General features: G+C 70.2%; 8 protein-coding genes. 7 read left to right on the forward strand and 1 reads right to left on the reverse strand.

From position 1 onward, the window contains the following. Window positions 1–719: 719 nt before the first annotated feature. Window positions 720–2,540: a monovalent cation:proton antiporter-2 (CPA2) family protein gene (locus M0G41_RS18295; RefSeq protein ID WP_248211660.1), complete on the reverse strand. Its 1,821-nt coding sequence runs from the start codon at window positions 2,538–2,540 to the stop codon at window positions 720–722. A gap of 193 nt (window positions 2,541–2,733) precedes the next feature. Between M0G41_RS18295 and M0G41_RS18300 the strand changes: the two genes are divergently transcribed. The 7 genes from M0G41_RS18300 to M0G41_RS18330 are packed head-to-tail and all read left to right on the forward strand — an operon-like array spanning window position 2,734 to window position 14,015. Then, window positions 2,734–4,662 (forward strand): methyltransferase domain-containing protein, encoded by a 1,929-nt coding sequence (locus M0G41_RS18300; RefSeq protein ID WP_248211661.1) that lies wholly within the window; start codon window positions 2,734–2,736, stop codon window positions 4,660–4,662. Beyond that, window positions 4,662–7,835, forward strand: coding sequence for a cyclic nucleotide-binding domain-containing protein (locus tag M0G41_RS18305; RefSeq protein ID WP_248211665.1), 3,174 nt, complete (start codon window positions 4,662–4,664; stop codon window positions 7,833–7,835). Before M0G41_RS18300 ends, M0G41_RS18305 begins: the two co-directional genes overlap by 1 nt. 10 nt (window positions 7,836–7,845) lie before the next feature. Continuing rightward, a complete protein-coding gene (locus tag M0G41_RS18310) occupies window positions 7,846–9,831 on the forward strand; it encodes a HAMP domain-containing protein (RefSeq protein ID WP_248211667.1) in 1,986 nt (661 codons plus the stop codon). Continuing rightward, window positions 9,828–10,238, forward strand: coding sequence for a cyclic nucleotide-binding domain-containing protein (locus tag M0G41_RS18315; RefSeq protein ID WP_248211670.1), 411 nt, complete (start codon window positions 9,828–9,830; stop codon window positions 10,236–10,238). The genes M0G41_RS18310 and M0G41_RS18315 overlap by 4 nt, the downstream gene beginning before the upstream one ends. Continuing rightward, window positions 10,235–11,584 (forward strand): hypothetical protein, encoded by a 1,350-nt coding sequence (locus tag M0G41_RS18320; protein WP_248211672.1) that lies wholly within the window; start codon window positions 10,235–10,237, stop codon window positions 11,582–11,584. Before M0G41_RS18315 ends, M0G41_RS18320 begins: the two co-directional genes overlap by 4 nt. Then, a complete protein-coding gene (locus M0G41_RS18325) occupies window positions 11,581–13,257 on the forward strand; it encodes a PP2C family protein-serine/threonine phosphatase (protein WP_248211673.1) in 1,677 nt (558 codons plus the stop codon). The genes M0G41_RS18320 and M0G41_RS18325 overlap by 4 nt, the downstream gene beginning before the upstream one ends. After that, window positions 13,254–14,015: a methyltransferase gene (locus M0G41_RS18330; RefSeq protein ID WP_248211674.1), complete on the forward strand. Its 762-nt coding sequence runs from the start codon at window positions 13,254–13,256 to the stop codon at window positions 14,013–14,015. The genes M0G41_RS18325 and M0G41_RS18330 overlap by 4 nt, the downstream gene beginning before the upstream one ends. The last annotated feature ends 247 nt before the right edge of the window (window positions 14,016–14,262 follow it).

Here is a 14,262-nt window from a genome sequence, read left to right on the forward strand (position 1 = left end):
GGGGCGGGGAGCCGCTCTACATACGAGGTCAGCCAAAGCTGCCCCAAGGAGCAAGCGGCTTCCCCGGAAATCGACCGGTGGTATAGGCGAATCTGAAGCCGGATCCAAGGTACAAGGAGCCAGTTTGCTGGCGATCATCCCATCCGGGGCGCCTATCGCCAGCAAGCTGGCTCCTACACACGCAACGGCGCTGCCAGGTCCGGTTTGCTCCGCAAAGCAGACCTTGCCGCAGTCAAATTTTGGGAGCGCCCGTGGGCGCGACCGCGACGCTACGCATTCACCACAGACCGCGGCCAGAGCGGATTTCCGCCGTCGCACCCAAGGGCGCTCCCACAGTCGGGCTTTGTTGGGCGTCGGCGAAGCCCCATAGGGTGTGCCTTGGAGCACGGATACGGGCGTTCGGACGGTATGCCCGGTGCGGCCAGCCGCACCCTATGGTTGTATTCCGTCCGCCGCAAACCGGCCGTTCGCCACGGCCTCGGATGGGCGGGCTTTCGTAGGAGCGGACATGGCCGCGACCGCGGAGTTCCGCTCTGGCCGCGGTCTGTGGTGAAAACGCCAGGCCGCGGGAGCGCCCTTGTGCGCCGCTACAGTCGGGCTTCGTTGGGCGTCAGCAAAGGCCCGTAGGGTGTGCCTTGGCGCACCGATACGGGCGTTCGGACGGTACGCCCGGTGCGGCCAGCCGCACCCTATGGATGACCGCTTCGTCCCCGGCGAGGTCAGGATCCGGCTTTCGGGTTTGATTCGCCGGAGCTGGATTCCTCCGGCTGCTCGTCGGCCTCGAACAGCTTCTCCAGATCGCGCAGTGCGTCGCGCGATGAGACCACCAGCGCGGCCTCGTCGTCATAGACCAGGTGCTGCTCGCGCAGCAGGGCCTCGTCATGTTCGGCGAACTTGCGCGTGCGCTCGCTGGCCTGGTCGGCGTCGAGGCCGAGCGCCATCAGGGCGTGCCGGCCCATCTCGATCGAGGAGTGGAAGGTCTCGCGGGTGACCACGTCGACGCCAAGGTCCATGAGGCGAAAGGCGTGCTGGCGGTTGCGCGCCCGGGCCAGGATGCGCACGTGCGGGAACAGCCGGCGGACGATGCGCACGGTGCGCAGGTTGGCGTCGGGATCGTCGGTGGTCACAACAAACAGTTCCGCCCGCCCGGCGTGGGCGGCACGCAGCAGGTCGGGACGGGCCGGGTCGCCGAAGTAGATCTTGGTGCCGAAGCGCCGCGACAGGTCGACCTGCTCGGGGCTGTTCTCCAGCGCGGTGAACGGGATCTTCGAGGCGCGCAGCAGGCGACCGACGATCTGGCCCATGCGGCCGAAGCCGGCGATGATCACCCGCGGATGCTCGTCGTCGATGGGATCCGGCTCGCGCTGGGCGCGCGCTTCGGGATGCCGGTTCAGCCAGCTGCCAAGGCCCAGCACCAGCGGCGGCGTGGCCGCCATCGACAGGCCGACCACCACCACCAGGCGGTCGCGCAGCGCCGGGTCGAGCAGGCCCGCCTTGAAGGCCTCGGCGAAGATGACGAAGGCAAACTCGCCGCCCATCGCCATGATCACCGCCAGCTGGGCCGCGCTGCGCGCGCCAAGCCCGCCGAGCCGGCCGACGCCGAACAGGACCAGCGACTTCAGCAGCAGCAGGCAAGTGACGCCGGCGAGGATGGGCAGCGGTTCCTGGGCCACGACCTGCAGGTCGATGGTCATGCCGACGGCGATGAAGAACAGACCGAGCAGCAGGCCCTTGAAAGGCTCGATATGCGATTCCAGCTCGTGGCGGAACTCCGAGTCGGCCAGCAGGACGCCGGCGAGAAAGGCGCCCAGGCCCATGCTGAGGCCGACGCTCTGCATCAGCCAGGCGGTGCCGGCGACGACCATCAGCGCGCTGGCGGTGAACACCTCGACCGACTGCGCCCGGGCCACCGCGCGGAACAGGTGGCGCAGCAGCCAGCGCCCGATGACGATCACCGCGGCGATGGCCAGGAGCGCATTGCCCACCGCCAACCAGTCCGGCGCCGAGCGCTCCGCCGCGCGGGCCTCCCCGAGCAGCGGGATCAGGGCCAGCAGCGGGATCACGATGATGTCCTGGAAGAGCAGGATGGCGAAGGCCAGCCGGCCGTGTCCGGCGGTCAGCTCCTTGCGCTCGGCGAGCATCTGCAGGCCGACCGCGGTCGAGGACAGAGCCAGGGCCATGGCGACGATGAAGGGCGTCTTCCAGCCGCTCCAGAGCAGGCTGAGCCCAAGGCCGAGCAGGGCGGCACTGCCGAACACCTGCAGAGCGCCGATGCCGAACACCTGGCGGCGCATCACCCACAGCCGTGCCGGCGACAGCTCGAGGCCGATGATGAAGAGCAGCATCACCACGCCGAACTCCGAGGCGGCCAGGATGGCGTCCGGATCCGGCACCAGTCCCAGCACATGCGGGCCGATCGCCACGCCCGCGGCCAGATAGCCGAGTACGGCACCGAGGCCGAGATAGCGGAACAGCGGCACGGCCAGCACCGCGGCGAGCAGGAAGAGCAGGGCGATGTCGAGAAAACCGGTGTCGTGCATGCAGGGCATCCGCGGTGGACGCACCGATTATGCCGCCAAGCCGTGACCCGACCCGATGGAGGTCGCAGGCGGAACCGAGCAAAGGTCGACGGCGGCGGCGGCCCTGCGACACAATCGGGTCGACAGGGGATGTCGACGGCGGCGCGGGAGGGCGGCCGCGTGCTCCGCGCCCCGGCCGAACGCACGGAATTCGATGAGCACACAGCCGCAAGCCGCGCAGTCCGAATGGTGGGAGCGCCCGGACCGCCACTACGACGCCGGGGGCGACCTCCGCTTCGCCGGGCGCAGCGTTGGCGCCCTGGCTGCCGAGCTCGGCACGCCCACCTTCGTCTACTGCGCGGCGCGGATCAGCCAGAACGTCACCCGACTGCGCCGCGCCCTGGATGGCGCCGGCATGCTCGTTCGCCTGTTCTATGCCATGAAGGCGAACCGCTACGCGCCGCTGCTGCGGCACATGCGCGGGCTCGGCGTCGGCATCGATGCCTGCTCGCCGAACGAGGTGCGTCACGCGCTGGACTGCGGCTTCCGCGAGGCCGAGATCTCGTTCACCGCGACCAGCCTCAGCCGTGCCGACCACGAGGCCATCGCCGGCTGGCCGGACATGCTCCTCAACCTCGATGCGATCGCCGCGCTGCCGCCCACCGCCGAGCGCAGTCCCGGGCGCGCGGTCGGCCTGCGGATCAATCCCGCGATCGGCATCGGCTATGCGGACAACGAGAAGCTGCGCTACGCCGGCGCCCGGCCGAGCAAGTTCGGCATCTACCTCGACCGCTTCAGCGAGGCACTGGAGAAGGCATCGCATCTCGGCCTCGACGTCGTGCGCCTGCATTGCCACGCCGGCTGCGGCTTTCTCGACCCGCAGCGGATGCAGCTGGATGCGCTGTATGCCGCCATCGGCCGCTTCCTCGACCTCGCGCCCGGCGTGCGCGAGCTGAACCTCGGCGGCGGCCTTGGCGTGCCGCAGCGCGCCGGCGACACCGAACTGGACCTTGCCGCCTGGGTCGCCCTGCTCAAGCGCCACTTCGGCGGGCGCGGCCTGCAGCTGGCATTCGAGCCGGGCGACTACTTCGTCAAGGACGCCGGCGCCCTGCTTACCGAAGTCACCCACGACGAGACCAAGGGCGGCGTGCGCTTCGTCGGCGTCAATGCAGGGTTCAACCTGCATCCCGAGCCGGCCTACTACCAGCGCCCGCTGCAGCCAGTGCCCGCGCGTCGCGCGCCGCTGGCCGGGCCGGCGACCGTGGCCGGCAACATCAACGAGGCGCTCGACCTGTGGATCGAGGATGAGCCGCTGCCGCCGCTGGAGCCCGGAGACGTGCTCTGCTGGCTCAATGCCGGCGGCTACGGCGCGGCGATGGCCAGCAGCCACTGCCTGCGCGGCGACTTCCGCGAGCACTGGCTGGCCCCGGTGCGCGAGAAGGCACGGCTGACCGAGCAGGCCATCTCCGAGCTCAGCCAGGGCGCCTGGGACACGCTGTACGGCTCGACCGGCGAGCCGATCTGGGGCAACGAGCCGCTCCCCTTCCTTGCTCGTTTCGGGGAAACCCTGCGTTCAGGGCTGCGCGCGCCCTCGCGGCTGCTCGACGCCGGCGTCGGCGAGGGACGCAATCTGCCCTTCCTGCTGTCGCTGGGGGCTGACCGGGTGGACGGCATCGACGCCTCGGCGCGGGCGCTGGCCAAGGTGCCGGAGGCGATCCGCGCGCGGGTCCATCTGCAGCGGGCGCAGCTGGCCGATACCGGCCTGCCCGGGGCGAGCATCGATGCAGCCCTGCTCCTCGACACCTTCGAGACACTCCCCGATGCCGACCGCGTCCTCAACGAGCTGCACCGCGTCCTGAAGCCGGGCGGCCTCCTGCTGTGCAACACTCCGGGACTGGATGACGGCGTAGCGGGAGTCGACATGCGGGCGCTGAGCGACAACGCCTTCCTCTATCGCAGCCGCTACTACTTCCACTTCGTCAGCCCCGACGAGGCGATCGCCATGTTCGAGGCGGCGGGTTTCGAGGTGGTCAGCGCCGAACACTGTGCCTGGGTCGAGGCGCCGCATCCGGGCTTCCGCGACGAGACCCACGGCCACGCCAGCCACGTGCTGCTGGCGCGGCGCCGCGGGGATGCGGCCTGATGGCGGTGTCGGCGCGGCGACTGTTCCAGGTGCTGCCCGACGAAGGCGGCAAGGTCCTGGGTTTCGCCATCCTCGCCGCGATGCTGCAGGCCGGGGTCGCCATCGGCATGGTCGCCGCCGATTCGCTGTTCCTCGCCCAGCTCGGCGTCGAGAAGCTGCCGCTGGTCTTCATCTTCATGCCGGTGGTGATGGCGGTCTACGCGCCGATCTACTCCCTGCTGCTCGGTCGGCTCGGCGCCCATGGGCTGTTCCGGCTGACCCTGCTGCTGCTGATTGCGGGCGGACTGTTCTTCGGGCTCAGCGCGGCGCAGTTCGCCGAGCAGCCCTGGTACCTGTTTGCCATCAAGTTCTACGCCGGGCTCTGGTTCATCGCCCTCTACACCCTGTTCTGGAACTTCGCCGACGACTACTTCAGCATCCTCGACGGCAAGCGCCTGTTCGGCCTGATCTCCGCAGGCAGTTCCGCCGGCGCCATGCTCGGCGGTGGCCTGGTGGTGGCTTTATCCGGGATGATTCCGGTGGCCAGCCTGTTCCTGATCTGGGCCGGCCTTGCGCTGCTCACCTGGCCGGTATTCGCGGCCCTGCTGCGCCGGCACAGGCCGATCGCCACGGACGAGGAGGCCGGAGTGGAGGGCAGCTCGCTCGGCGCGCTTCTGCGCTTTGCCGCCGGCGCCCTGCGCGGCTCGCGGTTTGCGGTCTCGCTGGCGCTGATCTGCTTCCTGATGGTCAGCCTGACTGCCCTGATGGACTACATGGCGCTCGGCCAGTTCGCGATCGATCGCGACGCCGCCGAGCTGACCCGGCTGCTCGGCCTGCTGCACGGCCTCGCCGGTGCGCTGACCCTGCTGATCAACCTGTTCCTGTTCAACCGCATCGTCGGCCGGCTCGGTGTCTCGGGGACCGCCCTGGTCCTGCCGCTCTGCTATGTGGCGGTGTTCGTGTTCTTCTTTCTCGAACCGGGCTTCGTCGCGGCGGTGGTGGCCTTCTTCGCCTACCAGAGCCTGTTCGTCGCGGTCGAGTACAATAACGTCAACCTGCTCTACGGCGCGCTTCCGCAGCGGATGAAGCGCCAGCTGCGCACCTTCATCGAGGCGCTGGCCGAGCCGCTGGCCACCGCCACTGCCGGCCTCGTGCTCTGGTACAGCGCGGGCAGCCTCGACACCTCGAACCTTGCGCTGTCCGGCCTGCTGGTCGCCTGCCTCGCCCTGCTGGTCGCGGCGCTGATCCGCCACGACTACGGACGCGCGCTGGCAATCAACCTGCGCGCCGACTGGCTGGACTTCGCCAACCCCGAGGAGGGCTGGCGGCGGCACCTGACCGAGACCGATTTCGAGCGTCTGCGCGAGGTCGCCCGGGAGGGCGCGCGCGAGCAGCGGCTGCTGGCCGTCGACCTGCTCTGGCGACTGCGCGACCCCGCCGCCCGGGAGGCGCTGCTGAGCTTCCTCGGCGACGCCGATGCCGCCGAGGCCGAGAAGCTGCGTCCGGCGATTTCCGGCCTGCTCCAGCACGACGATACCGAGAGCCTGGCCGAGACCCTGCTCTGGCTCGAAAGCGACCAGGCGCCGAGTGATCCCGACGTGCTCGAGGAGTTCACCGGCTCCGGGGCCTTCCCCGTGCGCCAGCACCAGCACTGGCGGCACAGCCGTGATCCCGTGCACCAGGCGGCCCTGGCCGTGGCACGCTGGAACGGCACGCGGCTCGACGACGTCGCCCAGGCCATCGGCGAGATCCGCGGCATGCTGGCCGGCAATGCCCACGCCCGGCGCATGGGCATCCGCGCGATCGGCGACTGCCGTCATTCGCGCTACTACGGCGAGCTGCTGCCCTTCCTCAGCTGTGACGATCCCGAGCTGCGCCGCGAGGCGCTGCGCTCGACGCGCAAGCTGGCCTCGCCCGAGACCACTCAGCTGCTGCCCCAGGTGCTGCCCCTGCTGCGCGACGCGCCCAGCGAAGAGCGCTTCCTGATCCTCGACATCGCCGAGCGCACCGGCGACACCTCGGCGATCCGCAGCCTGCTGCTCGGCGCCGAGCACTTCTCCGCCGGGGAGAGTCGCCGGCTGGAGGAAGTCATCCGCAGCATGGGGCTGAAGGCGATTCCCGGCGTGATCCACGTGCTGCGCGACGTGGCCGCGCCCTACCACTCGCGCTCGATCGCCCTGCGCGCCCTGTCGCGGCTGGCCATGCCCCAGCTGCTGATGGTGGCCGACGAACTGATCGATGCCGAGCTCGGCATCGCCGAACGTGCGGTGGCCGCGCACCGCGCCCTGGTCGCCCGGCGCGAGTCGAGGCAGGGCACCGGTTGCGTTGTCCTGACCCGCTATTACCGCGACGCCGCGGCCCAGGGCCTCGAGTTCGTCCTCGAACTGCTCAGTCTGGCCGGGCGCCTGCCCGACTTCGACCTGATCCGCGCCAGCCTCTCCTTCGCCAATGCCCGCGATCGCGCCAATGCGGTCGAGACCATCCAGCAAAGCTGCTCGCGCGAGCTGTTCGAGCGGATCGCGCGGCTGATCGACGCCACCGTGGCCATCGCCGGGCTCGACGTGGTCCGCCAGCGCGGCGGCCAGCGCAGCCTGCGCGACCTGCTCCGCGACGCCGCGCTGAGCAGCGTGCCGCTTGAGTCATCGTCCGGTCTGATCGCCCATCATGAGCTGGGCCTGCCCGGCACGCCCGCGCTGCTGCGCGAGCGCCTCGAGCTCGCCAGCGACGCCCATCGAGGCGACTGGCTGATCGAGCTGCTGCCGCGCTTTGCCGAGCGCGCGCCGGATGAGCCGCCGCCCGTCCATTCGGTGGAACGGGTGGCGATGCTGGTGCGCGCCGAATTCTTCTCCGAGGCGCGGGTGCTGGCGCTCGACTTCTTGGCCCGGCACAGCGAGGACCGCAGGGTGCCCGCCGGCGAGCTCATCTACCGCCGCGGTGACGCCGCCGACGCGTTGTTCATCGTCGCCGAGGGCGAGGTCAGCCTCAGCCGCGAATCCGGCGAAGCCCTGGTCGGCCCCGGCGCCACCTTCGGGCAGCGCGTGCTGATGGGGGACCCGGAGCGCGGCGAGGACGCGCGTTCCGGTGGCTGCCGCCTGCTGGTGCTGCCCGGCGCGCTGGTCGAGCGGGCCATCGAGATCTTCCCGTCGATGGGCATCGGGCTCTACCAGTTCAAGACCATCTCGGCCTTCTCGTGATCGTCCGCCCATGAAGCTGACCTTCAGTTTCCAGACACTGATCATGAGCGTGCTGGCCACGGTGCTGACCCTGGCCACCGCGTTCTGGGCGCTGGCGGTCTACGACTCGATCTACCGCATCATCCTCGGCGGCTTCGACCAGAAGCTGCAGGCGCTGGCGGGCGGCGCGGCCGTGCTGACCGATGGCGATGCCCACGCCGACTACCAGCGTCCGCATCGCATCTCCGCGATCTGCGGCGGCAGCCGGATCTGGGGCTTCGACGAGGAGCGCGACCGATTCGTCGAGATCGATCCGGCCGCCGGCGGCGCGCTGCCGCTCGAGCCACAGCCCTCGCCGTCGCCGCGACCGATCGCCGAGCTGGCCTGCGCGGTCGATGATGGCCGGGTGCTGGCCCTGGACGTCGACGGAGCGCTGCACTGGCTGCTGGGCGAGCCGCTGGCCCTGCGCGAGGACCTGCCGCCCTTGTCCGAGATCTTCCACGCCCAGGGCAGCTGGTGGGGCCGCAGCGGAAACCGCCTGCACGCCCTGCTGGCGGAGGCGCCCGCGGAGACCGGCGATGGCTCGGCGAGTGAAGGGCCGGCAGTGGGCAGCATGGAATCGCCGGGCCTGGTCGCGCTGGGCGCCGCCGTCGACCGCCTGGCCTTCGACGCCGACATGCGGCGACTGGTGGGCATCGGCATCGAGGCCGGCGAGGTGGTCGAGCTGGCCCCGGACGGCCGCATGCGCCGGCGCTTTTCCATCGACCTGGACGGCCGCCGCGTCCAGGGCCTGGTGGTGCAGGGAGATCAAGCCTACCTGGCCTCCTCGGGCCTGCTCGCCGTCGACCTGGACAGCGGCGAGCTGGGGGCCGAGCCGCCGCCGCCGGGCTACTTCAGCGAGTCGCACCCGTTCATCGAACGCTACGCGCCCGCCTACCGGCACGTGCGCAAGGTATCCGGACTGACCTTCCTCTACACCGAGCAGATCCTCGCCGGTGACCAGCTGCGCTACATCCTCGATGGCAGCGAAGGGGACGACCACACGCCGCCGGGCTACGAGGACACCATTCCCGAGGACTCGCTGCAGGATCTGCAGGCCGCGCAGAACCAGGGGCGGGCCTATGTCTCCGATATCCGGCAATGGGAGGTCTGGGGCCTGATCAAGCTGGCCGCCGAGCCGATTTTCGCCTCCGATGGACGGGTGGTGGCGCTGGCCGGGGCGGATGTGGACATCGGCGTGATCCGCGGCAAGACGCGCAACGCCCTGTTCGCGGTGCTCGGCGTCGGCGTCGGCCTGCTGCTGCTGGCCGCCTGGGTCTCACTGCGGGTCTCGCGCAGCCTCACCCGACCGCTGCGCGAGATCAAGGACGCCGCCCTGCGCATCGCCGCCGGCTACTTCGACCGCCCGCCGGAGGCGCGCGGCCGCGACGAGATCGCAGGCCTTGCCGGCAGCCTCGCCGCGCTGGGCACCCGCCTGCAGGGACAGGAGCGACAGTCGCAGGCCTACCAGCAGACCCTGGTCAGTGGCCGCATGCAGATGGCCCTGGAGCACGCCCTGCGCGACGAGTCCGCGCTCGCGGCAAGCGGCCTGCCCTTCGAGCCCCCGGCGGATGCCGCCAGCGGGCTGCGCGCCTCGGCTGTCGGTGACCCGCGCGCCTGCCTGTACTGGGACGCCCGGTTCTCCGGCGAGGGCCTGGAGCCGGCGCGCGATCAGGCCCGGGTGCTGCAGCTGGCCCGCTCCCTGCTGCGTCGCAAGCCCCTGGCGACCGCGCAGGACCTGCTGTTCTCCGCCGAGCCCCAGCTGACTTGCCTGCTCGCCTGGCAGGCTGAGGAGCAGACCCTCCGCGTGCGCTGCCGGGGCAGCCTGCGCGTCGAGAGGGTCGATCGCGATGGCAGCAGTGCCACGCTGAAGCTGGCCGATGGCATGGTGTTGCCGCTGCGCGGCTGCACTGGACTGGCGCTGCCGGGTGGCTGGACCCTGGCCTTGGCGCCGCCCGTCGAGGAAGCCCTCCCATGAGCATGAGCCTTGCCGACAAGCTGTTCGCCCTGCAGGCGGTGGAGCCCTTCGCCCAGCTGCGCGCCGATGAGCTGCTGACCATCGCCACTGCCACCCATCTGCATCGTTTCGCACCGGGCCATCTGCTCTGCGGCGAGGGCGCGATGCTGCAGCGGCTCTACGTACAGGTCTCGGGCAGCGCGGTCGACCCGGCCGGAAACGTGATGCAGCCGGTACTCGGCACGACCATCCTCTTGACCGGCAAGCCGGCGCCCTTCCCGATCCTGGCCGGGCCGGAAGGCTATGTCGCCCTCGCCCTGCCGCGCGGCAAGTTCTTCACCGTGCTGACCGAGTGCCCGGCCCTGCTCACCGGCTTCTTCCGCATGCCCCTGCTCGGCGTCGACTACCGGCGGGAGCGCCGCGCATGACGATCCGGCTGCGCTATTACCTGGCGATCCTGCCGCTGTTCCTCGGCGTCGCGCTGATCAACGGCCTGCTCGTCTACGCGCTCGATCGGCAGGAGATCCGCTGGGGCCTGCAGCAGAGGGCCGAGGGGGCGGCGGCGGTGCTGGCCGGCTTCTGGCCGACCATCGTCGAAGAGGCCCCGGCCCGCCAGCGCGCCCGGCTGCGCGCCTTCAGCCGACGCCTCGGCGGCGTGGCGATCACCGGCTTCGGCGCGGACGGCACGCCGCAGGTGCTGGTTGAGCGCGAGGGCATTCCCGCGCCCACGCTCGATGCCGGCAGGGCGGGGGGGCTGGCCGACAACGGTCTTGGCTGGCACTGGCAGTCCCGGCCCGAGGCGCCCAGCGATCTCAACATCGGCTACGCCAGCGTGCCGGAGACAACGGAGGACGGGCTGTCCGTCATGGCCGTCAGCGAGCCCGACCGGACCCTGCGCGAGGCGACCGCCGAACTGGTCGAGCAGCTCCTGCTGCTCTCGGCGGTGCTGCTGCTGGCCGGCGTGCTGGTCGCCGAATGGCTGACCCGCTATGCGCGTCGCGAGTTGGGCGCCCTGGCCCGCGGCGCCCATTCGCTGGCCGAGGGCCAGTACCTGCAGCATTGGCCTTCCGGACGGATTCGCGAGCTGAATGACCTTGGCGGTACCCTGCTGACCATGGCCAGCCTGCTTGCCGACGGTACCAGCCAGACCCGACGCCGATTCTTCGAAGCCGAATTGCTGCCCGGTGATGCCGATCTTGCCGCGGCGCTGCGCGAGTCGGTGCTTCCGTACCAGGTGCCCGACGAGCTCGCCGCCCGCTGCGCCTGGCGATGCCTCGGACCGCAGCTGGCCGAGGAGTTCCTCGGCCAGCGCCGGGTGGAGACCGGATGGTGGCTGGTGGCCGGCACCCAGCGCACCGACCCGGCAGCGCGCAGCGAGCTGCAGCGTTCGCTGGCCGCGCTGGCGACCCGCGACTACCTGCTCGACCGCGTCGCCGGCGGCATCGACGGCGACGAGATGAGCCGCGCGCTCTCGCTGTTTCCCTGCAGCGTGCTGCAGGTGCTCTGGCTGCCCGACGCCGGAGAGGCGCGCGGCTGGATTCTCGATCCGCTGAAGCCGGGCCTGGTCCCGTTTACCCCGCGCCGGCGCTTCGCCATGATCGGCACCGTGCCGCGCGAGGCCATGCGGCTGGCGCGGACCTACGAAGGGCAGTTTCCGAAGCGTCCGCTGGCGCAGGCCATGGACGAGATCTCCGGCCTGCTCTCGGGCAGCTTCCGCGGCCTGCTGGTCATCGCCGAGTCGCAGCCGGTGTCGCTCGAGGTCGAGCCGGCATGAATGCCGAGCGGCGTCGCAGCGAGCGCTTCCGGCCGACCGACCGGGTCCGCTTCGGTCTGCGCTTCAAGATCATCCTGGGCCTGACCCTGTTCAACATCCTCGGCACCGCGGTGTTCGCCTGGAACCACTACCGGATCGAGAAGGACGCCACGATCGAGGGCATCCAGCAGAAGCTCTCGGCCGCGGCGCGCGCCCTGCCGGACATGCTGCCGCCGGGCTATTTCGACCGCGCAGTGACCCCGGAGGCAGTCAGCGCCCAGGAGTACGAGGCGATCCTGCGCAAGCTGTCCGACTACTGTCGTGACACCGGGCTGATCTACCTCTACAGCTACGCCGCCGTCGACGGGCAGTTCCATACCACCAGTTCCAACGGCACCCCGCAGGAGCTGGCCGAGGGCAGCTACGCCCGCTACTGGGAAACCTATTCCAACCCCCTTCTGACGCAGGCCTTCGCCGAGAATCGCGCCTACTTCGGCGAAACCAGCGAAGACGACGAATGGGGCGAGGTCTACTTCCTGTTCTCGCCGCGGCAGACCGCCGCCGGCACCCGCTACGTGGTCGGTGCCGATGTCTCGATCGAATACCTCTACGCCAAGCTGGACGCCTCGCTGCGCAATTCGATTCTGATCGGCTTCGCCAGCTTCTTCGTGGTCTTCGCCTTCAGTTTCTGGCTCGGCAGCCGGGTCTCCTCGAAGATCACCCGGCTCTCCGAATACACCCGCGAGCTCGCGGCGTCCGACTTCCAGCCGGTGCAGGATGACGCGCTGCGCCAGCTGGTGGTGCGGATTCCCTCGGAAAGCCGCGACGAGATCGCCCAGCTGGCCAGCTCCTTCATCACCATGGAGACAAGGCTCAACAACTACCTGCAGGAGCTGACCGAGACCACCGCCACCAAGGAGCGTCTGCGCAACGAGCTGAAGATCGCCGGTGACATCCAGCTCAGCATGCTTCCGCGGCAATTCGATCCGCTGCGCGATGGCCACCGCGGCGTGGCCATCGACCTGCACGCCACGGTGAAGCCGGCCAAGGAGGCCGGCGGCGACCTCTACGACTACTTCTTCATCGACGACGAGCACGTCTGCTTCATGGTCGGCGACGTGTCCGACAAGGGCATGCCCGCCGCCCTGTTCATGACCGTGGCGGTGACCCTGATGCGCGCCCGCTCGCAGGCGGAGCTGGCCGATGCGCCCGAACGCATCCTCGCCGAGGCCAACGACCTGCTGGAAGAGCAGAACGCGATGTGCCAGTTCGTCACCCTGTTCATCGGCATCATCGATGTGCGGACCGGTCGCGTCTGCTACGCCAACGGCGGCCACAACCGACCCTACCTGTGCCGTCCCGGTGCCGCGCCAGCCAAGCTCGTGGCCGACGAGGGCGTGGCGCTGGGCATCCTCCCCGGGGCGGAATTCCGCTCGCAGGCCCTGCAGCTGCAGCCGGGCGATACGCTGTACCTGTACTCCGACGGCGTCACCGAGGCGGTCTCCGAAGACGGCAGCTTCTTCGGCGAGCCGCGCCTCGAGGCCGAGCTGGCCGAGCTGACGGCGCAGCCCGGGCTGTCGGCAAAGCAGTGGGTGGAAGCAAACCTGGCGAGCGTGATCGGCTTCTCCGACGACCACCACCAGGCGGACGACATCACCATCCTGGTCCTGCGTTACACGGGCAAGGCCGGGTGATCGACCCGCAAGCGGATGCCTGGCTGGTCGAGGCTGCGGGTGGCGACATCGAGCGCCTGCAGTCCCTGCGCCGGCGCGTGCTGGAGGGTGAACCGGCAGGCTATGTGGCCGGACTGATCCGCTTCCGCGGCCTGCGCCTGAAGATGGACCGGCGCGCCTTCATCACCGATTCCGAAACCAGCCTGCTGGTCGATGTCGTGCTGGAACAGGGCAGGGCGCTGCAGCGCGAGCTGCACCGGCCGCCACGGGTCCTGGAGTTCGGGGTCGGCGCCGGGTCACTCAGCCTCGCCCTGCACGCACTCGAGCCGGAGTGGCGCTACACCGGCCTCGATGTCGACGCCGCCGCACTGGAGCTGGCCGCCGAGAACGCCGCCAGCCACGCCTGCCGGCTGGACCTTCTGCAAAGCGACTATCTCGATGGCTGGCCGGACGACCGCACCCCGCCCGACCTGGTCTTCGGAGACCCGCCCTGGGGGTCGCGCGAGGATCTCTACGACGCAGGAAGGGATGCGGCCTACTACGACGCCATGCCGCCGGCCTCGGCCTATCCGCACGGGGGCCGGACGGCGATCCACGACGAGCTGCTGCGGCGGCTGCGCGCGGCGGGCTGGGCGGCGCGCATCGTCCTCAACTACGGCGTGCTGCCGGAACCGCTCATCGCCCGCTCGGCCGCCCCGCTGCCGCAGTGGCGTCTGGTGCATCCCAAGCCCGGCATCAGCGTGCTGGTCGGCGAGGCCAACATCGCGCCCCGCCCCTGAGGGCGGACAGGTCCAAACCGGCCCGCTGGCGCAGCGGCTGATCGGCCGTGATGGGCGCGAACCGCACCCTGCAATGCCGCTGGATGTAGGAGCCAGCTTGCTGGCGATCCTTCCAATCCGGGGCGCCTATCGCCAGCAAGCTGGCTCCTTGTACCTTGGATCCGGCTTCAGATTCGCCTATACCACCGGTCGATTTCCGGGGAAGCCGCTTGCTCCTTGGGGCAGCTTTGGCTGACCTCGTATGTAG

Origin of the sequence: Pseudomarimonas salicorniae, from assembly GCF_023156535.1 — a bacterium.
GTDB classification, from domain to species: Bacteria; Pseudomonadota; Gammaproteobacteria; order Xanthomonadales; family Xanthomonadaceae; genus Pseudomarimonas; species Pseudomarimonas salicorniae.